The 20,255-nt window shown below is 68.0% G+C and carries 21 protein-coding genes; 8 read left to right on the top strand and 13 right to left on the bottom strand.

The genetic code is table 11. The annotated features are described in order from the left end of the window. The first annotated feature begins 18 nt into the window (after nt 1-18). Nucleotides 19-774, top strand: a complete 756-nt coding sequence (locus H165_RS0116325) for an enoyl-CoA hydratase-related protein (protein WP_017940016.1) — start codon at nt 19-21, stop codon at nt 772-774. An 87-nt stretch (nt 775-861) separates the two neighbouring features. Here H165_RS0116325 and pyk read toward each other — a convergent pair whose 3' ends face one another. Both pyk and H165_RS0116315 read right to left on the bottom strand, forming a co-directional pair. Beyond that, nucleotides 862-2,313 carry a pyruvate kinase gene (gene pyk / locus H165_RS0116320; protein WP_017940015.1) on the bottom strand — a complete coding sequence of 484 codons (1,452 nt, stop codon included), beginning with the start codon at nt 2,311-2,313 and terminating at the stop codon, nt 862-864. A gap of 90 nt (nt 2,314-2,403) precedes the next feature. Beyond that, nucleotides 2,404-3,204, bottom strand: coding sequence for a hypothetical protein (locus H165_RS0116315; RefSeq protein WP_017940014.1), 801 nt, complete (start codon nt 3,202-3,204; stop codon nt 2,404-2,406). Nucleotides 3,205-3,351: 147 nt separating this feature from the next. Here H165_RS0116315 and H165_RS0116310 point away from each other — a divergent pair, with 147 nt between their 5' ends. From H165_RS0116310 to H165_RS0116300, 3 genes are all read left to right on the top strand, one after another. Then, nucleotides 3,352-3,717 (top strand): tetratricopeptide repeat protein, encoded by a 366-nt coding sequence (locus H165_RS0116310; protein ID WP_017940013.1) that lies wholly within the window; start codon nt 3,352-3,354, stop codon nt 3,715-3,717. Between the two features lie 87 nt (nt 3,718-3,804). Then, nucleotides 3,805-4,239: a DUF4124 domain-containing protein gene (locus H165_RS0116305; protein WP_017940012.1), complete on the top strand. Its 435-nt coding sequence runs from the start codon at nt 3,805-3,807 to the stop codon at nt 4,237-4,239. A gap of 72 nt (nt 4,240-4,311) precedes the next feature. Then, nucleotides 4,312-4,671 carry a PilZ domain-containing protein gene (locus H165_RS0116300; RefSeq protein ID WP_017940011.1) on the top strand — a complete coding sequence of 120 codons (360 nt, stop codon included), beginning with the start codon at nt 4,312-4,314 and terminating at the stop codon, nt 4,669-4,671. Between the two features lie 53 nt (nt 4,672-4,724). Here H165_RS0116300 and H165_RS0116295 read toward each other — a convergent pair whose 3' ends face one another. The 6 genes from H165_RS0116295 to H165_RS0116270 are packed head-to-tail and all read right to left on the bottom strand — an operon-like array spanning nt 4,725 to nt 11,450. Continuing rightward, entirely contained in the window at nt 4,725-6,056 is a 1,332-nt protein-coding gene (locus tag H165_RS0116295) for a DUF58 domain-containing protein (protein WP_017940010.1), read from the bottom strand. Further along, a complete protein-coding gene (locus tag H165_RS0116290; protein ID WP_017940009.1) occupies nt 6,053-7,069 on the bottom strand; it encodes an AAA family ATPase in 1,017 nt (338 codons plus the stop codon). Before H165_RS0116290 ends, H165_RS0116295 begins: the two co-directional genes overlap by 4 nt. Then, nucleotides 7,066-8,244: a DUF4350 domain-containing protein gene (locus H165_RS0116285; RefSeq protein ID WP_017940008.1), complete on the bottom strand. Its 1,179-nt coding sequence runs from the start codon at nt 8,242-8,244 to the stop codon at nt 7,066-7,068. The genes H165_RS0116290 and H165_RS0116285 overlap by 4 nt, the downstream gene beginning before the upstream one ends. Then, on the bottom strand, nt 8,241-9,788 hold the full coding sequence (locus tag H165_RS0116280; RefSeq protein ID WP_026146685.1) for a DUF4129 domain-containing protein: 1,548 nt from the start codon (nt 9,786-9,788) through the stop codon (nt 8,241-8,243). The genes H165_RS0116285 and H165_RS0116280 overlap by 4 nt, the downstream gene beginning before the upstream one ends. Further along, a complete protein-coding gene (locus H165_RS0116275) occupies nt 9,775-10,755 on the bottom strand; it encodes a stage II sporulation protein M (RefSeq protein ID WP_017940006.1) in 981 nt (326 codons plus the stop codon). The genes H165_RS0116280 and H165_RS0116275 overlap by 14 nt, the downstream gene beginning before the upstream one ends. Next, complete coding sequence (locus tag H165_RS0116270; protein WP_026146684.1) at nt 10,752-11,450, bottom strand: RDD family protein; 699 nt, start codon at nt 11,448-11,450, stop codon at nt 10,752-10,754. Before H165_RS0116270 ends, H165_RS0116275 begins: the two co-directional genes overlap by 4 nt. 169 nt (nt 11,451-11,619) lie before the next feature. On the opposite strand from H165_RS0116270, the gene sbcB reads away from it, so the two are divergent. Then, nucleotides 11,620-13,050, top strand: a complete 1,431-nt coding sequence (gene sbcB / locus H165_RS0116265; RefSeq protein ID WP_017940004.1) for an exodeoxyribonuclease I — start codon at nt 11,620-11,622, stop codon at nt 13,048-13,050. A 217-nt stretch (nt 13,051-13,267) separates the two neighbouring features. Here the strand turns inward: sbcB and mvaT are convergent, their stop codons facing one another. Continuing rightward, on the bottom strand, nt 13,268-13,645 hold the full coding sequence (mvaT, locus tag H165_RS0116260; protein ID WP_017940003.1) for a histone-like nucleoid-structuring protein MvaT: 378 nt from the start codon (nt 13,643-13,645) through the stop codon (nt 13,268-13,270). A 326-nt stretch (nt 13,646-13,971) separates the two neighbouring features. Here mvaT and purU point away from each other — a divergent pair, with 326 nt between their 5' ends. Together purU and H165_RS18710 are read left to right on the top strand one after the other, a co-directional pair. Beyond that, complete coding sequence (gene purU / locus H165_RS0116255) at nt 13,972-14,823, top strand: formyltetrahydrofolate deformylase (protein WP_026146683.1); 852 nt, start codon at nt 13,972-13,974, stop codon at nt 14,821-14,823. Between the two features lie 141 nt (nt 14,824-14,964). Beyond that, nucleotides 14,965-15,153, top strand: a complete 189-nt coding sequence (locus H165_RS18710; RefSeq protein WP_027896584.1) for a hypothetical protein — start codon at nt 14,965-14,967, stop codon at nt 15,151-15,153. A gap of 33 nt (nt 15,154-15,186) precedes the next feature. On the opposite strand, the gene H165_RS20335 is transcribed toward H165_RS18710, so the two are convergent. Continuing rightward, nucleotides 15,187-17,082 carry a methyl-accepting chemotaxis protein gene (locus H165_RS20335; RefSeq protein ID WP_017940000.1) on the bottom strand — a complete coding sequence of 632 codons (1,896 nt, stop codon included), beginning with the start codon at nt 17,080-17,082 and terminating at the stop codon, nt 15,187-15,189. A gap of 119 nt (nt 17,083-17,201) precedes the next feature. Between H165_RS20335 and H165_RS0116245 the strand changes: the two genes are divergently transcribed. Then, nucleotides 17,202-18,677: a helicase HerA-like domain-containing protein gene (locus tag H165_RS0116245; RefSeq protein ID WP_017939999.1), complete on the top strand. Its 1,476-nt coding sequence runs from the start codon at nt 17,202-17,204 to the stop codon at nt 18,675-18,677. Between the two features lie 51 nt (nt 18,678-18,728). Here H165_RS0116245 and H165_RS0116240 read toward each other — a convergent pair whose 3' ends face one another. From H165_RS0116240 to H165_RS18700, 3 genes are all read right to left on the bottom strand, one after another. Next, the gene (locus H165_RS0116240; RefSeq protein WP_017939998.1) at nt 18,729-18,938 is read right to left on the bottom strand and encodes a hypothetical protein; all 210 of its coding nucleotides are present in this window, start codon (nt 18,936-18,938) and stop codon (nt 18,729-18,731) included. 196 nt (nt 18,939-19,134) lie between these two features. Then, on the bottom strand, nt 19,135-19,569 hold the full coding sequence (locus H165_RS18705) for a PaaI family thioesterase (protein WP_231492934.1): 435 nt from the start codon (nt 19,567-19,569) through the stop codon (nt 19,135-19,137). Between the two features lie 187 nt (nt 19,570-19,756). Beyond that, nucleotides 19,757-20,255, bottom strand: a 499-nt coding sequence (locus H165_RS18700) for a 4Fe-4S dicluster domain-containing protein (protein WP_026146377.1), incomplete at its 5' end; no start/stop codon positions are given.

Below are 20,255 nucleotides of genomic sequence, written 5' to 3'. Positions count from 1 at the left end.
CGATTCCCGAGGTATTCCATGACCGAGCACGTGCTTGTCGACCGTGCGCAGGGGCTTCTCACCCTGCGCCTGAACCGCCCGGAGAAGAAGAACGCCCTGACCCGAGCCATGTACGCAGCCCTGGCCGACGCTCTCGAGCAGGCTCAGGAGGACGCCGAACTGCGCGCCGTGCTGATTCGCGGCGACGCCCAGTGCTTCACCGCCGGCAACGACCTCAACGACTTCCTGCGCGCCGCCAGCAGCGGCCTGGACGATTCGGTGATGCGCTTCATGCAGGCGCTGTTCGAGTGCCGCAAGCCGGTGGTGGCGGCGGTCGCCGGCCCGGCGGTGGGTATCGGCACCACCCTGCTGCTGCACTGCGACCTGGTCTACGTCAGCCGCGACGCGCGCCTGCGCATGCCTTTCGTCAACCTCGGCCTGTGCCCGGAGTACGGCTCCAGCCTGCTACTGCCACGCCTGCTCGGCCCGGTGCGGGCGGCGCAGCTGTTGATGCTGGGCGAGGAGTTCAGCGGTGAGCAGGCCGCTGCCTGGGGGATCGCCAACGAGGCGCTGGACGACGGCGAGGCCACCTTGGCCCGCGCCGAGGCCATGGCCCGGCGCTTCCTGAGCCTGCCGCCGGAGGCGCTGGCGCTGACCAAGCGGCTGATGCGCGAGCCGGATCGCGAGACCCTGCGCCGGGTGATCCGCACGGAGGGCGAGGAGTTCGTCCGGCGATTGCGCTCCCCGGAAGCCTTCGCGGCGATGAGCGCCTTCATGCAGGGCAAGAAGGCCTGACGGCAATCTCCCGTTCGGCAAACGTAAACGGGGCAGCCGATGCGCGTCGGTTGCCCCGTTTGGCATTTGCGGCTGATGTGGCTGGTGTTACAGCAGCGCCTCGCCGACGTGGAGGATCTTCATGGTGTTGGTGCCGCCGGTGGTGTGGTAGCTGTCGCCCTTGGTGAGGATCACCCAGTCGCCGGGCTGCACCACGCCGCGCTTGAGCAGCTCGTCCACCGCTGCCTGGCTGAGCTGGTCGGCGGGCAGCGCGGCCGGGTCGAAGGGCACGGTGTAGACGCCGCGGAACAGCGCCACCCGGGCCTGGGTGGCGCGGTGCGGGGTGAAGGCGAAGATCGGCACCGCGGAGCGGATACGCGACATCACTAGGGGGCTGTAGCCGCTCTCGGTGAGGCTGATGATCGCCTTGACCCCGGGGAAGTGGTTGGCGGTGTACATGGTCGCCAGGGCCACGCTCTCGTCGCAGCGGCTGAAGCTCTGCCCCAGGCGGTGCCCGGACTTCTGGCTGGTGGGGTGCTTCTCGGCGCCCAGGCAGATGCGCGCCATGGCCTTGACCGCCTCCACCGGATACTCGCCGGCGGCGCTCTCCGCGGAGAGCATCACCGCGTCGGTATAGTCGAGCACCGCGTTGGCCACGTCGGAGACTTCGGCACGGGTCGGCATCGGGCTGTGGATCATCGACTCCATCATCTGGGTGGCGGTGATCACCGCCTTGTTGTAACGCCGCGCGTGGAGAATGATCTTCTTCTGGATGCCCACCAGCTCGGCGTCGCCGATCTCCACGCCGAGGTCGCCGCGGGCCACCATCACCGCGTCGCTGGCGCGGATCAGTCCGTCCAGCGCCTCGTCGTCGGCCACCGCCTCGGCGCGTTCGATCTTGGCCACCAGCCAGGCGTTGCCGCCGGCTTCCTGGAGCAGGCGGCGGGCGTATTCCATGTCCTTGGCGTCGCGCGGGAAGGACACCGCCACGTAGTCCAGCTCCAGCTCGGCGGCCAGCTTGATGTCGGCCTTGTCCTTGTCGGTCAGCGCCGGCGCGGTGAGACCGCCGCCGCGGCGGTTGATGCCCTTGTGGTCGGACAGCGGGCCGCCGATCAGCACCACGCAGTGCAGTTCGTCCGCGGTGACCGCCTCGACGCGCATCACCACGCGGCCGTCGTCGAGCAGCAGTTCGTCGCCGACGCCGCAGTCCTTGACCAGATCCGGGTAGTCGATGCCCACCACTTCCTGGGTGCCGGCATCCCGCGGGTGACTCACCGAGAAGCGGAACCTGTCGCCCTCGGCCAGCTCGATGCGTTTGTTGGCGAACCTGGCGATGCGGATCTTCGGTCCCTGCAGGTCGCCGAGCAGAGCGACGAAGCGCCCGTGTTTGGCTGCCAGCTTGCGCACCAGGCGGGCGCGGGCGCGGTGTTCGTCCGGGCTGCCGTGGGAGAAGTTCAGGCGGGCGACGTCGATGCCCGCGACGATCAGCTGTTCGAGGACTTCCGGGGCGCTGCTGGCCGGGCCGAGGGTGGCGACGATCTTGGTGCGGCGAAAGGTCATGCGGGAACTCCAGTCTGAATGCTGGAGTCGAGGCTACTCCCTCGCGCCGCTGTAGTCATGTCCGGGGGCGCACTACCTGCGCCCCGGCCTTCAGTCGTTCAGGTTGAGCGCCTGGTCGAGGCGCCGCACCGCTTTGTCGGCCAGCTCGCCGTCGGGGAACAGGGCGAGCTGCTGGCGCAGGTAGCCGATGGCCTTGTCGCGGTCGGCCCGGGCGTTGGCCGGCGACAGGTACATGAGCGCTAGCTGGTACAGCGACTTCTCCTTGATGCCGGCGGCCACCCCGGGGTCCTTCACCGCCAGTAGGTAGAGCTCCTCGGCCTCGGCGACGCGGTTTTTGAGCACCGCGCGGCGCGACAGCAGGGTCATGTCTGCATCCAGCTCCGGCGCGTAGAGGTCCAAATTGTTACTCGGCTGCCAGGTGGCCAGCAGCTCGCGAGCGGTCTTCTGCACCGGCTCCTGGGCGCGTTGGCGGATCAGTTCGATGCGCTCCGCGCTGCGCGCCGCGGCATGGGTGCCGGGGAACTCGTGGAGCACCCGGTAGAAGTAGTCGAGGGCGCGGCCGTCGTCGCGCTGGTCGTTGTAGCGGTTCATGTAGATCAGGCCGATCTGGTACAGGGCGATGGCGCGCACCTGGTCGCTCAGCCCGTGGTCGCGGTAGCCGGTCAGGTACAGTCGCTCGGCCTCGGCGCTCCGGCCGTCGCGGATCGCCTGGGCGCTGTAGGTCAGCAGGTCGCCTTCCTCCTCGATGGCGGCGGCGATGCGCTTGTTCTTCAGGACCTTGATCTCCACCGCCTCGTGGGTGGTGATCTGCGCGATGAACAGCGGGGTAGTGGGGGAACAGGCGGCCAGCGCGAGGCAGCCGGCCAGCAGCAGGGGGCGAAGGGGCGCCATGGGCTCTCCTGAACTGGGCGTGAATCCCGGGAGCATAGTCAGGCGCCCGGGAGCGGCCAAGCGCGGCGGCGCAGTTCCAATCGGAGGATATGCGTCGCTGCAGTTTTCCCGCCGGCTGCCGATAATGCCGGGCATGGAGGAACCGTCATGCGCACATTGCCGATCATCGTCCTGGCCCTGATCCTCGCCGGCTGCACCCGCTGGTCGATGGACCGCCACCTGAACAACGCCTACCGTGAGTACGCGCGAGGCGACTGCGAGCGGGTGATGCTGGAGCTCTCCCAGGTGGAACGCAAGAGCCGCTCGCGGCGCTACGTGCAGCCGGAGGTCTCGCTGCTGCGCGGCCAGTGCCTGGAGCGCCAGAGCCTGTTCGTCGATGCGGCGGAAACCTACCGCTTCATCCTCGCCCAGTTTCCCGGCAGCGAGTACGCCTACCGTGCCCGCGCGCGCCTGGAGACCTTGCGTCAGCTGGGCCGCATCGATCCGGCGCTGACCCGTCCCGCGCCGCTCTGAGCGGCCGTTCGCTCGCCCGTCGCGCAGTCCTTGAGCGGCTTCGTGGTCCGACTAAGCTGCCCGGGTACGCATTCAGGTAGGAAGCCCATGCCGCTTCGATCCTTTTTCGTCCTCTGCCTGCTGGCCGGGAGCCTGGCGATCCAGGCCGCGGAGATCTATCGCTGGACCGACGCCGGGGGCCGCGTGCATTTCGGTCAGCGTCCGGAGGCGGGGGCCGAGCCGATCGAGGTGCGGCCCCAGGTGGTCGAGCGGGACGCCGTCACCCGCGAGCGCGAGGCCCGCGCCGAACGCTACTTCGGGGCGCGCCGCGAGGAGCGGCAGGCGGAGGCCCGGCGCCAGGCCGAGCGCCAGGCGCAGCATGCCCGCGAGTGTGAGGCGCTGCGCGAGCGGCTGGCCAGGCTGTCCAGGGGCGGGCGCTACTATCACGTTGACGAGCGGGGCGGGAGGGTCTACTACAGCGACGAGGAGCTGGCCGCCGCGCGTCGGCAGCTGAGCGGGCTCATCGAACAGCGCTGCGGCTAAGGGCTGGTCGAGGCCGGGGACGCAGGCGCATACTCCGGCAAGTAGCGTTCTGCCATTACGTGGTCACTCATCATGCAACGCCGAATCCGCCGCATCGAACGCCATCAGCTGCCCTACTACCTGAAGGTGTTCAACCGCATCACCGACAAGCCCATGGGCTACATCGGCAACGTTTCCATGGACGGCCTGATGCTGATCAGCGAGCTGCCGATGTTGGTGCGCGCCCGCTTCGAGCTGCGCCTGAAGATTCCCGCCCAGGACGGCCAACGCTTCGTCGACTTCGCCGGCACCTGTCAGTGGTGCCGCGAGGACGTCAACCCCGGCAGCTACGACTCCGGCTTCGCTCTGGTGGCGCCGCCGGCGGAGTACGTGGAGATGGTCGAGGCGCTGCGCCACTACTTCAGCTTTCGCAGCCTCGCCGCCTCGACCTGAGGCCGGCGCCGGCAGTGTGCCCGCCGCTTTCCTCTTTCATATGACGCCGGGGATCAGAGCGCCCCGGCCTTCTTCCACGCCAGATACTGGCTGACCAGCCGCGGTCCCAGCTCGCCGGGGCGTGCGTCGAGCACCGGCAGGCCGTGGGCGGTGAGGCGCTCGTGCAGGCCGGCGCGGGCATTCAGGTAGTCCACCGTGCCGCAGTAGGCGAGGGCTTCCTCGTAGCTCCGTACCGGCGTCTGGATCAGTCGGTCGAGGACCTCCTCGCGCAGGCTGGCGACTAGCACCCGGTGTTGGCGACCGAGGCGCCGCATGGCGTCGAGCAGCTCGCCGTCGTCCTCGTCGCGCAGGTTGCTGAGCACCACCACCAGGGCACGACGGAGCTGGCGGGCAAGGACCAGATCGGCGGCGGCGCTGAAGTCCGCCGGGCGCTGGGTGCATTGCAGGTCGTAGACGCCGTTGAGCAGCACGCTGAGCTGCGCCTGGCCCTTGTTCGGCGGCACGAAGCGCGGCTGGTCGCTGGCGAAGGTGGCCAGGCCCACCGCGTCGCCCTGGCGCAGGGCCACGTAGCTGAGCAGCAGGCAGGCGTTGAGGGCGTGGTCGAAGTGGCTCAGCTCGCCATCCTGGCTGCGCATGTGGCGGCCGCAGTCGATCAGGAACAGCACCTGCTGGTCGCGCTCGTCCTGGTACTCGCGGGCGATCGGTACGCGCTTGCGGGCGGTGGCCTTCCAGTCGATCTGCCGCAGGGTGTCGCCTTCGCGGAACTCGCGCAGCTGATGGAACTCCAGGCCGAGGCCACGGCGCTGGCGCTGGCGCACGCCGAGCTGGCCGAGCCAGTGCTCCACGGCGGTCAGTTGGGCGCCGTAGAGACGGGCGAAGTCGGGGTAGACACGGGTTTCGCCGGGCAGTTCAAGCCGGCGCTTGCCCAGCCACAAGCGCAGCGGGCTGGGCAGGTGGATCTCGCAGCAGGGGAAGCGGAAGTGGCCGCGGCGCAGCGGGCGCAGGCGGTAGCGGTACTGGCTGACTTCTCCGGGGCGCAGGGCGATGCGCTGCGGCAGGTGCTCGAAGGCCATGTCCGCCGACACGTGGTCGAACAGCTCCAGCCAGGTGGGCCGTGAGTACGGGTGGTGAACGTCCAGTTGCACCTCGCTCCAGCGCCCGAGGGACAGTTTGCCGGGCAACTGGCGGACGATCCGCGGCGCCGGCAGGCGGCGCAGCCACAGAGCGTCCGCGCCGGCGAGCAGGAGCAGCGCCAGCAGGGCGATCCACCAGAGCCGCTCGAGCAGCGCAGGCGCTTCCTGGCCGAGGGCCGAGAGCGTGCCGAGCAGCAGGGCCGCGGCGAGCAGACCGGCGCACAGCGCCAGTAGCGTGGGCGAGGGTCTCATAGGCGCGGGGCGGGAAGCTGATCCAGCAGCTGCTGCAGTACCTGGTCGACCGACAGGCCCTCGATGTCCAGTTCCGGCGACAGCCGCACGCGGTGGCGCAGCACCGCCAGGGCGCACTGCTTGATGTCGTCCGGCAGCACGAACTCGCCGCCGCGCAGCAGCGCCCGGGCCCGGCCGCCACGCACCAGGGCGATGCTGGCGCGCGGCCCGGCGCCGAGCAGCAGGCCCGGCCAGTTGCGGGTGGCGCGGGCGATGCGCACCGCGTAGTCGAGCACCTGCTCGTCCACCGGCAGCTCGCTGGCGATCTTCTGCATGGCCAGCACGTCGCGGGCCTGCAGCAGTGGGCGCAGGGGTGTCACCTCGAGCATGTCGGCGCGCGCCGAGCGGGTCACCTGGCGGACCATCTCTAGCTCCTCGCCGGCTTCCGGATAGCCCATCTGCAGCTTGAGCATGAAACGGTCCAACTCGGCCTCGGGCAGCGGGTAGGTGCCTTCCTGCTCGATGGGGTTCTGGGTGGCCAGTACCATGAACGGCTGTGGCACCGGCAGGGCGCGGCCCTCCAGGGTCACTTGGCGTTCCTGCATGACCTCCAGCAGCGCCGCCTGGGTCTTGGCCGGGGCGCGGTTGATTTCGTCGGCGAGCAGCAGGTGGGTGAACACCGGGCCGCGGCGCAGCTTGAACTGCTCGGCCTGCTGGTCGTAGACGGCGTGGCCGGTGACGTCGCTGGGCATCAGGTCGGGGGTGAACTGGATGCGTGCGAACTCGCCGCCGAAGCAGCGCGCCAGGGCGCGAACCAGCAGGGTCTTGCCGAGGCCGGGAACGCCCTCGATGAGCACGTGGCCGTTGGCGAGCAGGGCGGTGAGCACGTCGTCGATCACCGCGGTCTGGCCGATCAGCGCCTTCTGCAGTTCGCTGCGCAGGGCCTGGGCCAGCTGGCTGGCGCGCTGGCGCTGGGTGGCGGGATTGGTGGCGGATTTTTCGCCGGCGGCAGTGTCGGGAGTCTGTTCGCTCATAGGGCATTCCTGAGGGTTTGCAGGTGGGCTACCTGGCGGGTGAACTCGGCGGCTGGCAGGCGCTGCGCCGGCAGCGGGCGCATGGCCTGGCCGATGGTGCTGGTGGGCAGGCGGGTGAGGCGGCCGAGCACCTGCCACTGGCTGGCCACGTCGAGCCGTTCGAAACCGGGATGGCGGCGCCGCGCGCGACGCTGGATGTCGCGCTGCAGGGTCTGGATCAGCGCCGCCTGGCCGCCGTGGCGAAGCAGGAAGTCGGCGCTGCCGCGCAAGTGTTCCTCGAGCTGGCGGCGCGCCCGGTCGAGCGGGGCGAGCAGCGGGCCGCGGCGCTGTCCGGCGGCCCAAAGGGCGAGGATCAGCAGCAGGGCGAGGGCGGCGAGGGCTTCCGGGAAGTGCCGGGCGAGCAGGCGCGGAAGGCTGTCGCGCTCGGCGCGGTGCAGCAGGGTGACGGAGCTGTCCTGGGTCAGGTACCAGAGCAGCCAGGCGTGGTCGTAGTCGGCGATGTTGCGGTTCTGCCAGAGCCACGGATCACTGAGCACGGTGACCAGGCCCTCGCCGTGGTAGAGCTGCAGCATGTGGGTGGCGCGGCCGCTGTTGGCCCAGGCGTGGGCGCGGTTGCCAGCGTCGTGGAGGTGGAAGCGGGTGTCGAAGTCGAGGTAGGCCGGCGCCGTCTCATTCTCCAGGTACAGCTTGGTGAGCTGCGGATAGCGGTCCTCCTCGGCACCTTCGGCTGGTTCCGCATCCACCTCGTCGTCGAGGTCCTCGGCGAGGTACTGCTGGATGCCCAGGCGGTCGAGCAGCAGGTCGCCGCTCTGGCCTGCGTCCTCGTCCCACAGGCGTTCGGCGATCAGCAGCAGGTGGCCGCCCTTGGCCGTCCAGTCGAGCAGACGCTCGGCCTGGCGCGGGGTCATGTCGCGACGATCGGCGAGCAGCAGCAGGGTTTGCCCGGCGCTGGGCAGGCGTTCCACTTCGCTCGGGCTGTCGGCGCGGCGGACCTGCAGGCCGCGCTGGCGCAGGAAGGTCTCGGCGGCCAGGTAGGGATTGCGGCGCGCTTCCGGTGAGGGACCAAGCTTGATCTCCTCGCGGTAGGAACTCAGGCGGCCGGGCAGGAAGACCGCCAGCAGGCCGAGGGCGAGGGCCAGCACGGCGCCGAGCAGCAGGATCTGGCGGCGGCTCATGCCGGCAGCTCCGCGGGGAACAGCCGGCGCCAGGCAGCACACAGCTCGGTCTTCATCTCGGCCGGCGGCCGGCGGTGGCCGTAGGCGAGGTCCTGCCAGCAGGTGGTCAGGGTCCGGCTGAAGCGGTGCAGTTCGTCCTGCGCCAGGCCGGCCACCAGCGCCAGCACCTCGCCTTCGGTGTGGGAGGCTTTCAGCGGTAGGCGCAGGTCATGCAGCAGGCGGCTGAGCAGGGCGCGGTAGAGCAGGCCCAGGGCCTCGCGCGGATGTTCGTCCCAGAGCCGCTCGACGCTGCCGGCGACGTCCTCGGGGAGGCTTTCCGGGCTGACTTCAAGGCCGAACAGCACGCTCGGCGCCGTCGTTGGGCGACGCTGCGGCAGGCCCAGGCGGCCTGCGAAGGTCTGCAGCCAGTCGCGGTAGCGCCAGATCAGCAGCACCAGCAGGCTGACCAGGGTGGCCCAGAGGAGGATTTCCAGGGCCTGCACCAGGTAGCCGCCGTTGAAAAGTTCAAGCAGCCATTCCAACCAGCGGACCAGGGCCGCGTCGCCCTGGTCGGCCGCGGCTTCGTCCCCGGCGTCCGCGCCGAAGCGCCAGCGGGTGACGGTCTTGCGATTCTCGAAGGGCGGTTGGTCGAGCAATTGCTGGATGGCATCGTGGGCGGCCTTGCTGGTCAGCGGCTGCTGGAGCAGGCGCTCGGCCAGCGGTCCCTGCGGGTCGACCGGTGCTTCGGCCCAGGCCGGCGGCGCAGGCTGGGCAAGCAGCAGGGCGGCGCCGAGCAGCAGGGCGTAGGCGGCACCGGTCAGGCGCTGGCGCAGGCGGCGGAAGGCCAGCTCGATGTCCCAGGCTTCCAGCTGGGTGCGGCGGTTCAGGTAGAGGCTGAAGCCGCAGGCCACGTAGATCGGCTCCCAGAACACCAGCACCAGGGCGTAGAGCAGGTTGGAGAGGTGTTCCAGCCACAGCCCGTCGTGCTGCTCGGCGAAGATCAGCTGCTCCCAGTCCCATTCCAGGCTGACGCCCTGCGGCAGGAGCAGATAGAGCAGGCCCACCAGGCCCAGCCAGAGGGCCAGTTCCAGGTGCATGCCGATCACCGTCAGCCAGGTGGCGCTGCCGGAATTACGCCGGCCGAGCACTGCCAGGCGCTGTCTGTGTGCCTCGCCGGTCAGGCCTTCGAGCTGCTGCACCGGCAGTTCGAAGCTGCGCGTCGGGCTGAAGCACCGCCAGGTCAGGCTGGCCAGCAGTTGGGGTCTGAGCAGGCGTGGCCAGGCGCGCAGCGATCCGCCCAGGCTGGGCACCTCGCCGAACAGAGCGCGGGAGAGGATGTACAGGGGCAGCCGCTCGAAGGCCGGCTTGAGTAGCCAGAACAGCAGCAGCGCCCAGCTCGGCCGCTCCCACAATAGCAGGCTGAGCAGGGCGAAGATCGGCAGGCTGATGGCCGCCCAACTGGTCATCAGCAGGCCGCGATGGCGGCGGGCGAGCAGCACGCCGAGGTCGATGGCCTCCCAGGCGTTGCGCGGGCGGATGGCCACGCTGGCATCAGTCAGGCGCATGCTGGCCTCGTCCGGCGAACAGCAGATAGCCCAGCACCAGCAGCCAGAGGCCGGCGCCGACCAGGTACTTGACGGTCGGGCTGGCGAAGGTCATCGACGACCAGTAGGCCTCGATGAAGGCGGCGATCAGCAGGAACAGCGTGGCCCCGGCGACCAGCCGCACGGCGGGTCGCGCGGCCAGGCGCAGGGCCTCTCCACGCGGCAGGCGGCCGGGGGCGAGCAGGGCGCTGCCGAGCCTGAGTCCGGCGGCGCCGGCCAGGGCGATGGCAGTGAGCTCGAAGGCACCGTGGCCGATCACGAATGACCAGAACGGCTCGCCGTAGCCGATTTGCGTCAGGTGACCGGCCAGCGCGCCGATCACCAGGCCGTTGTGGAGCAGGAAGAACAGACTGCCGAGGCCGAACAGCAGGCCACTGGCGAAGGTCTGAAAGGCGATGCCGATGTTGTTCATGATGTAGAAGCCGAACATCATCCAGTCGTCGCCGGCGTTGCGTTCGCCGAAGCGCCCCAGGCGACGGGCGGCGGGATCGTACATGGCTTCCATGGCGGAAACCTGCTCCGGGCCGATCAGGCTGTAGACCAGTTCGGGGACCAGGTAGACCAGCACCCCCATGCCGATTAGGCTGCCGAAGAACAGCAGGCTGGCGGCCAGCACGTGGCGCCATTCCTGGCGCACCAGGCGCGACAGGCCGCCGAGCAGAAAGCCGATCAGCTGCGCACCGAGGTGGCTGCGGTGTCGGTAGAACTGCTGGTGGCCGCGCATCGCCAGCTGCTGCAGGTGCTCCACTAGATGATTGCTATAGCCGCGCTCGCGAGCCAGGGCGAGGTGCTGGCAGAGCTGCCGGTAGGCGCCGGCGAACTCGCTGCAGCCCTTGCCGTTGGCCTTGCCGCGCTCGAGGGTGTCGAGCTGGCGGGCGAAGCGCTTCCAGGCGGTCTGGTGGCGGTGTTCGAACTGGCTCTGCTTCATGTCGGTCCCAGCAGGCCTCGGGCGATGCGGTTGATGCGTTCCTCGGCCTGTTCCGGGGCCACCGCCAGGGGCTCGGCGAGGATCGCTGCCAGCTCGGCGCGACGCGGTGCGGAGAGTTGCTCCCGGCGTTCGGCGAAGCCGAGCAGCGCGCGCTGCTCGCCCTGGCTGAGCGGGAAGGGGGGCGGCAGCGGTTCGGTTTCGGGCAGCGCGGGACGCTCCGTGGCGCTGTCGCGGTAGACCACCAGGGTGCCGGCGGCGATGTCGCCGAGTCGCTTGAAGGCCGGATGGCTGAGGCAGCTGAGGATGCCCAGGGCGTAGGCGAACGGCAGCAGGTCGACGAAGCGCAGCAGGTTGCGGGTCAGCGAGGCGGCCCAGCCGACCGGGGTGCCGTCGTCGTGGATCACCCGCAGGCCCAGCCACTGCTTGCCCGGGGTACGGCCCTGGTTGAGCACCTCGAACAGCACCATGTACCACCAGTTGATCAGGAACAGCAGGATGGCGCCCAGGCCCAGCCCGAACTGGCCGAGCGCGCCGAGCAGGAAGAACAGCGCGAGCAGCGCCAGGCCGCGGATCGCCAGGTCGATGGCGAAGGCCAGGGCGCGCGGCACCAGCCCGGCGGGGCGCAGCAGCAGGTCGATGCCTTCCGGGGTTTCCACCCGGAAGCGGGTATCCAGAGGTCGGGCCGTGGCAAGCATGGCGGTCTAGTCGGGCATGCGGCCGGCGGCGGGGAAGGGCATGGCGCGCATGGAACGGTCCTTGTACGAGACGATGGGCGGCATGCTAGCGGCTCGGCCGGTGCCACCACAAGCCGCGCGCCGGTCGGTCGGGGTACACTGCGGCAGCCTTCACACCCAGGAGTCTTCCGTGACTTCCAGCATCTTCTGGTACGACTACGAGACCACCGGCATCGATCCGCGCCGTGACCGGCCGCTGCAGGTCGCCGGCATCCGCACCGACGAAGCCCTGAACGAGATCGGCGAGCCGCTCAATCTCTACTGCCGCCCGAGCGACGACATCCTGCCGCATCCGGCTGCCTGCCTGGTGACCGGCATCGGCCCGGCGCGCCTCGCCGAGCTGGGGCTGGGCGAGGCCGAGTTCATGACCCGGGTCCACGCCGAACTGGCCCGGCCCGGCACCTGCGGCGCCGGCTACAACACCCTGCGCTTCGACGACGAGGTGACCCGCCACAGTCTGTACCGCAACTTCTTCGATCCCTATGCCCGGGAATGGCAGGGCGGCAACAGCCGCTGGGACCTGATCGACCTGGTGCGCACCGCCTATGCGCTACGCCCGGAAGGCATCCAGTGGCCGGAGGAGGAAGGCCGGGTCACCCTGCGCCTGGAGCGACTCACCGAGGCCAACGGGCTGGAGCACGGACAGGCTCACGACGCGCTGTCCGACGTGCGCGCCACCATCGCCCTGGCCCGCCTGTTGCGCGCCCGCCAGCCGAAGCTCTACGACTACCTCTACGGGCTGCGCAGCAAGCAGGCGGTGCTCGGCCAGATCCGCCTGCTGCAGCCTGTGGTGCATGTCTCCGGGCGTTTTGCCGCGGCGCGCCATTACCTCGCCGTGGTCCTGCCGCTGGCCTGGCATCCGCGCAACCGCAACGCGCTGATCGTCTGCGACCTGCAGAGCGATCCGGCACCCCTGCTGGACTACGACGCCGAGCGTCTGCGCCGCCTGCTCTACACCCGCCGCGAGGAGTTGGCCGAGGACGAGCTGCCGGTGCCCCTGAAGCTGGTGCACGTCAACCGCTGTCCGGTGCTGGCCCCCCTGAGCGTGCTGCGCGAGGCCGACCGCCAGCGTCTGGGAGTGGATCTCGAACGGTGCCTGGCGCAGGCGCGGCTGCTCGCCGAGCATCGTCCCCTGTGGCAGGACAAGCTGCCGCAGGTGTATGCCGAGCAAGGCTTCGAGTCTTCCCCGGACCCCGAGCAGCAACTCTATGACGGCTTCCTCGGCGATCGCGACCGGCGTCTCTGCGAGCAGGTCCGTGCCGCCGACCCGCAGCGTCTGGCGGCGGGCAACTGGCTGTTCGACGATGCGCGCCTCGGCGAATTGCTGTTTCGTTATCGTGCCCGCAACTTTCCGGAAACTTTGCAGGCCGACGAACAGGAGCGCTGGCATGACTTCTGCCGGCAGCGCCTGAGCGATCGGCAGTGGGGCGCGCCCAATACCCTGGCGGAGTTCCGGGCAGCACTCGACGAAAGCCTGCGCAGCGCAACGCCGGAACAACAAAGTTTGCTGCGCGAATGGCAGGCGTATGGCGAACAACTGGCCCGGCGTTATGGGCTGTAAATACTGGAAAGCGTTAATCCGTGGCAGCCGGAAAGAAGCTGATGGCCATTCGGCAGTTCTTTCCCGGAAGCCACGGGATTCGCTGCCTGGGCGGAAGTTTGGGGTCTCCGGTTAGTTATTCGCGGGACAGCTTCGGAAGCCCCTGGAGCGCGTTATCCGGGTAATAAAAAACGCCAGCGATGCTGGCGTTTTTCATGCGATCTTGCGAGGTGGGGGCTTAGCCCAGCAGGGTGGCCCAGCTTTCCACGGTTTCGGCGCCCCACTTGGCTTTCCACTCTTTCAGGGTCTTGTGGTTGCCGCCCTTGGTTTCGATGACCTCACCGGTTTCGGGGTTCTTGTATTGCTTGACCTTGCGCGCCCGTTTGGTGCCGGCAGCCGGTTTGCTGCCGCGCGCCACTTTGGCGGGTTTGGCATCGGGGTCGAGAATGGCAATGATGTCGCGCAGGGATTTGGAGTATTCGCCCATCAGTGCGCGGAGTTTGCCTTCGAATTCCAGTTCCTTCTTCAGCTTGTCATCCTGGGCGAGGCTTTTCAGGCGCTCCTGGAGCTCCCGGATGGCCTCCTCGGTGGCTCGATATTCGTTGATCAGCGACATGACGTGTTCCTTGAACTCTTAATGAGAGAGTGTTCAGTGGGATGGAATAATAGTCAGGTGGTTTGTTCAAGTAAACATATTTGCGAAGTTTTGCGCGATTAAACACATTTAAAACGCTCCGTGCAGAGCTAATTCCTGGGGGAAGTTTCGGGATATGCGAGGCTGGCGAACTAGGCCGTACCCTTGTTTTCAGTATGGACTATTGCGCGCTAATGGCTGCTCCGGCCCGCGGACCCTGATCTGGGCAAGACCGGTGGGCGGCTAGTACTGAAGTTTTTCCGGCAGGTCGCTAGAATGGCGCCCTTCGCAGTTTCATGGAGTTCGTCATGCGCACCTATCGGCTGGTCATCGCCTGCCCGGATGGCGTTGGTATCGTTGCCAAAGTCAGTAATTTCCTGGCCACCTACAACGGCTGGATTTCCGAGGCGAGCCACCATTCGGACAACCAGAGTGGCTGGTTCTTCATGCGTCACGAGATCCGTGCCGACTCGCTGCCGTTCGATCTGGACGGGTTCCGTCAGGCCTTCGCGCCGATCGCCCGGGAGTTCTCCATGGAGTGGCGGGTGACCGATTCCGAACAGAAGAAGCGGGTGGTGCTGATGGCCAGCCGCGAGTCCCACTGCCTGGCCGACCTGCTGTACCGCTGGCAGAGCGGTGAGCTGGATTGCGAGATCCCCTGCGTGATCGCCAACCACGACGACCTGCGCAGCATGGTGGAGTGGTACGGCATCCCCTATTTCCATGTCCCGGTGGATCCCAAGGACAAGGCCCCGGCCTTCGCCGAGGTGTCCCGCCTGGTGCATGAGCATGCTGCCGACGTGGTGGTGCTGGCCCGCTACATGCAGATCCTGCCGCCCGATATCTGCCGCGAGTACGCCGGCCAGGTGATCAACATCCACCACAGCTTCCTGCCCTCGTTCGTCGGCGCCAAGCCCTATCACCAGGCGGCGCGGCGCGGCGTGAAGCTGATTGGCGCCACCTGCCACTACGTCACCGAGGAACTGGATGCCGGCCCGATCATCGAGCAGGACGTGGTGCGCATCTCCCACCGCGACAGCGTCGATGACATGGTGCGGCTCGGCAAGGACGTGGAGAAGCGCGTGCTGGCTCACGGCCTGCGCCTGCATCTGGAAGACCGGGTGCTGATCCACGACAACAAGACCGTGGTCTTCGACTGAGCCGCTCGCAGGGGCCTTGTCCGTGCTTGCTCAGGGCCCCTGGGGTTCCCGCCTTTCTCGGCGCCTCGTCCGGCATCCTCTGCTGGCAAACTCTCCGCATCGGTGGCAGCCTGGGGCTTCAGTCCCCGGGAGGTGACAGCCATGTCCGATCCACGTGAACGCGCCACGTCCAGTCCGCCACCGACCCTCGGTGAAGGCTGCGTACGGCGTTACGACCCGGAAGCCTTGAGTGACCAGGATGGCACCGAATTCCCGGAAGCCCGGGCGCTCTGGGAAAGGCTGCAGAAGGAAAAGCAGGACGAGGCCGGCGGGGAGGAAGGGCGGCGGTAGCCCGGGCAGCTTGCCCGCCCGGGCCGGGGATCCTCAGATCCGGAAGCTGTCGACCAGCTGCTTGAGGCGCGCGGCCTGCTGCTCCAGCTCGCCACAGGCGCGCAGAGTGGCTTGCAGGTTCTCCACGCCTTCCTGGTTGAGCACGTTGATCTCGGTGACGTCCAGGTTCAGCGACTCGACCACCGAAGTCTGCTCCTCGGTGGCGGTGGCCACCGACTGGTTCATGCCGTCGATCTCGCCGATGCGTTCGGTCACGCTGCCCAGCCGTTCGCCCGCCTGGTTGGCGATCTGCACGCTTTCTTCGCTGTAGCGCTGGCTCTCGATCATGGTGGCGACCGCCTCGCGTGCGCCGACCTGCAGTTCCTCGATCATCCCCTGGATTTCCTGCGCCGATTCCTGGGTGCGGTGCGCCAGGTTGCGTACCTCGTCGGCCACCACCGCGAAGCCGCGTCCGGCTTCCCCGGCGCGTGCCGCCTCGATGGCGGCGTTGAGGGCCAGCAGGTTGGTCTGCTCGGAGATGCCCTTGATGACCTCGAGGATCTGCCCGATGTTCACCGTCTTGCTGTTCAGCGCCTCGATGTTGGCGCAGGAGGCGCTGATCTTCGCGGACAGCTCGTTCATCGCGGCGATGGTGCGCTGCACCACCTGGCGGCCGTCCTCGGCCTGGCGGCGCGCATCGGAGGCCTGGTGCGAGGCGTCGGCGGCGTTGCGGGCGATCTCCTGGGCGGCGGCGCCCAGCTCGTTGATCGCGGCGGCCACGCTGTTGGTGCGGTTGGACTGCTCGTCGGAGTTGGCCATTGAAGAGTTGGAGGCGTTGACCACCAGCTTGGCCACCTCGTTGAGCTGGTAGGTTGCCGAGGAAACCTCGCGGATCGAGGCGTGGATGCGCTCGACGAAGCGGTTGAAGGCGCCGGCCAGCTCGCCGAACTCGTCCCGGGAATGGATCGTCAGGCGCATGGTCAGGTCACCCTCGCCCTCGGCGATGTCCTGCATGGCGCGGCTCATGGCCTGCAGTGGCTGCATCAGCACGCGGATCAGCAGGCCGAGCAGGGCGACGATGCTGAGCACGGCGATCAGGGTGGCGATGGTCGCGGAGAGGCGGAAGGCGTCCAGCTCGGCATAGGCCTTGTCTTTGTCGACCGACAGGCCGACGTACCACTTGACGTCCGGCAGGCCGCTGACCGGGGCGAAGGTGAGCAGGCGCTCCTCGCCGTTCTGCGCCACTTCGGCGAGCTTGCCGGTGAGAGCGATGCCGGTGTCCGGGAAGAGGTCGCGGAGGTTCTTCATCACCAGCTCGCCCTGCGGGTGGACCAGCACGGTGCCGTCTTCGCTGACCAGGAAGGCGTGGCCGAGGCCGCCGAGGTCAATGGAGTTGATGATCTTCGTCAGGGTTTCCAGGCTGATGTCTCCGCCGGTCACGCCGTACAGGCTGCCTCCCGCGTGCACCGGCACCAGTACCGAGACCACCAGGCTGTTGGTGATCTGGTCCAGGTAGGGAGGGATCAGCATGGTGCGGTCGGCCCTGGCGGTGTCCTGGTACCAGGGACGCTTGCGCGGGTCGTAGTCGGCGGCCATCTGCGCCGGCGGGTTGGCCAGGAAACGGCCGTCGCTAGCCTGCCCCAGATAGGTGGACAGGAAGGCCTTCGCCAGCACCGGACGGGAGATCACGCCCTGCAGGTCAGCCCCCTCGGCGATGGCCAGCTCGAGGCTCTGGGCCATGTTTTCGGTGAGCAGGATGCGTCCGCTCAGCCAGTTCTCGATGTTCCCCGCCGCGGCGTAGCTGGCCAGCTGCAGGCGGCTCTCGAGGTCGGCGCGGATGCTGGCGCTCTGCCGGGTGTCGTTGTAGACGCTGAACAGGGTGAAGGCCACGATCACTACCAGTGTGGCGGCCAGCAGGATCTTGTGGCTGAATTTCAGGTTCTGGGGCATGGTTGGATCGACCATCCTTGAGGTGCATTAGGAACAGCTGCGGCCCGTTCGCCCACGGCGACAGGGCCTGAGGCTATCGACCGCAAGCGGGAAAACTTGAACGAGGGGGCAAGAAGCCCATGAGCAATTCCTTCATCCTCGGCGCCGACCCGGCCGGCCAGCCGGTCGCCCAGCCGCTGCGCCTGGCCAACCGCCACGGGCTGATCGCCGGGGCTACCGGCACCGGCAAGACCGTGACCCTGCAGCGCCTTGCCGAGCTGTTCAGCGACGCCGGTGTGGCGGTGTTCGCCGCCGACATCAAGGGTGACCTCTGCGGGCTGGGCGCGGCGGGCAACCCGCAGGGCAAGGTGGCCGAGCGGATCGCCGCCATGCCCTGGCTGGCGCATCGTCCCGCCGCCTACCCGGTGACCCTCTGGGATGTGGCCGGGCAGAGCGGCCACCCGCTGCGTACCACCCTGAGCGAGATGGGGCCGCTGCTGCTCGGCAACCTGCTGGAGCTGACCGACAGCCAGCAGGCCGCCCTCTATGCCGCCTTCCAGGTGGCCGACCAGGAAGGCCTGCTGCTCCTCGATCTCAAGGACCTCAAGGCGCTGCTCAACCACCTCAAGGCGCATCCCGAGTTACTCGGCGAGAACCAGGCATTGTTCGCCGGCGCCTCCGCCCAGGCCCTGCTGCGCCGTTTGGCTACCCTGGAGCAGCAGGGCGGTGAGGCCCTGTTCGGCGAGCCGGCGTTGCAGCTGGAGGACATCCTGCGTCCGGACGCCGATGGGCGCGGGCGCATCCACCTGCTCGACGCCAGCCGGCTGGTCCACGAATCGCCCAAGGTTTACGCCACCTTCCTGCTCTGGTTGCTGGCCGAGCTGTTCGAGCAACTGCCGGAGCGCGGCGATGCCGACAAGCCGCTGCTGGCGTTGTTCTTCGACGAGGCTCATCTGTTGTTCTCGGGCACCCCCAGGGCCCTGCAGGAACGCCTGGAGCAGGTGGTGCGACTGATCCGTTCCAAGGGGGTGGGGGTGTATTTCGTCACCCAGTCGCCCAGCGACCTGCCGGACAGCGTGCTGGCCCAGCTCGGACTGCGCATCCAGCATGGCCTGCGAGCCTTCACCGCCAAGGAGCAGAAGGCGCTGCGCGCGGTGGCCGACGGCTTCCGCCCCAACCCGGCGTTCGACACCCTTCAGGTGCTGACCGAGCTAGGCATCGGCGAGGCGCTGGTCGGTACCCTGGAGGAGAAGGGCACCCCGGCGATGGTCCAGCGGGTGGCCATCGCCCCGCCGCAGTCGCGCATCGGCCCGCTGTCGGCAGGCGAACGCGAGGCGCTGATCCGCCAGTCGCCGCTGGCCGGGCGCTACGACAAGCCCATAGATCGCGAGTCCGCCTACGAGATCCTCCAGGCCCGAGCCGCGACGGCCAAGCCGGCCGAGGAGGCGAAGGGTAAGGCCAAGAGTGGCAGCGATCTGGGCGGGCTGGCCGGTGAGCTGCTCGGCAGCCTGGCCAGTCAGGCGATGAAGACGGCCGTCCGCCAGGCCGCCAACCAGATCGGTCGGCAGCTGGTGCGGGGCCTGATGGGGTCGCTCCTGGGCGGCAAGCGACGCTGAACCGGTTTTCGGCCCATCCCTCGGGGTGGGCCGAAGCGGCTGCCGGCGAACTTAGTGTGATTCCTGTTTTTTCGTCTGGAGATCTTTTTCGATCTTTTCCAGTTCTTTCTCGAAGACTTTGTCGAGAAGGCTGGATTTCTTGCGCCAGGGTCTGCGATCCGGATCCGGTTGGGCGGCGTAGGTAATGATTTCTCCGCCGTAAACTTCCTTGTAACGCTTCGTCTGGCGCTCGAGTTCAGCGCGCAGTTCGTCTTTCGTCACTTGGTTTTCCGTTGGTCTTGAATTGATTTCGTTATGCAGGCAAGGCCTGGAAGGCGAACACGAAAAAGACCTTAGCGCCTGTCAGCGCCTGTTGATTGTTGTGGCGTGTTCGCGAAAGCCTCTGCCAGAGCGCCTGCAGGCACGTCGGCTGTTTCGAGGCTTGCGTCCGGATTATATAACCAACCGACCGGAAAGCTCAGCCGGGAAAATACGCGCAGGCGTCCCGCATTGTTTGCCTTCGCTCATGTGAAAGGCGCTCCGCAAGTGGCGTTCGGAAAATTGGCGTTCTTACGGCTATGTGCCGGTGTCTTTGCAAAGTTTCAGGCATCGGCGCGCGGCACGGTTCGTCGAGGTACTTGAAAGTGCCGGAAGCAGTGGTCACCACTTCGTCCTGGCTGTTGCGCAGTTCCGCCTCGCAGAAGGCCAGCGAGCGGCTGGCGTGGCGCGCCATGCCGAAGGCCTTCACATCTCCGACGTTGCCGGCCGGGCGCAGGAAGTTGTTCTTCATTTCCACGGTCACGCAGCCGCGTTGCTGTTCGTCGCTGGCCAGCGCCATGGCCATGTCGAGCAGGGCCATGATCACCGCGCCATGGGCGCTCTGCCAGTCGTTAAGGTGCTCGTGAGCCTGCAGGACGATGTGGCCCGCGCCGTTTTCAGCGGGACAGTAGCGGCACTTGAGGTGATCGAGCTGGGGAATGTCGATGCCCCGGTGCTCGGCTAAGGCTTGAGCTGGGCGATGTCGTCGCTCATGGATGGCCTCCCGGGGCAGGCAGTGAGCAGGCCGGGAGCGGTCAGAGCCGCTCCCGGCAGGGCATCGCTTACATGTTGGGATAGTTGGGCCCGCCGGTGCCTTCCGGGGCCACCCAGGTGATGTTCTGCGAGGGGTCCTTGATGTCGCAGGTCTTGCAGTGCACGCAGTTCTGGGCGTTGATCTGGAAGCGTTTGGAGCCGTCCTCGTTGCTCACCACCTCGTAGACCCCGGCCGGGCAGTAGCGCTGTGCCGGTTCGTCCCACTTCGGCAGGTTGACCTGGATGGGGATGTTCGGGTCGGCCAGGCGCAGGTGCACCGGCTGGTCTTCCTCGTGGTTGGTGTTGGAGAGGAACACCGAGGACAGCTTGTCGAAGCTGAGTTTGCCGTCCGGCTTCGGGTAGTCGATGCGCTTGGCCTCGGCAGCGGGCTTCAGGCAGGCGTAGTCCGGCTTGTTGTCGTGCAGGGTGAGCGGGATCTTGCCGCCGAACCAGTTCTGGTCGATGTAGTTGAAGGCACCGCCGAGCAGGGCGCCGAACTTGTGGATGGCGGCGCCGAAGTTGCGGCTG

This window comes from Pseudomonas thermotolerans DSM 14292 (genome assembly GCF_000364625.1).
In the GTDB taxonomy this organism is placed as follows: Bacteria; Pseudomonadota; Gammaproteobacteria; order Pseudomonadales; family Pseudomonadaceae; genus Aquipseudomonas; species Aquipseudomonas thermotolerans.
The sequence above is the reverse complement of the archived record's forward strand: the minus strand, read 5'-3'. Positions and strand labels throughout refer to the sequence as shown.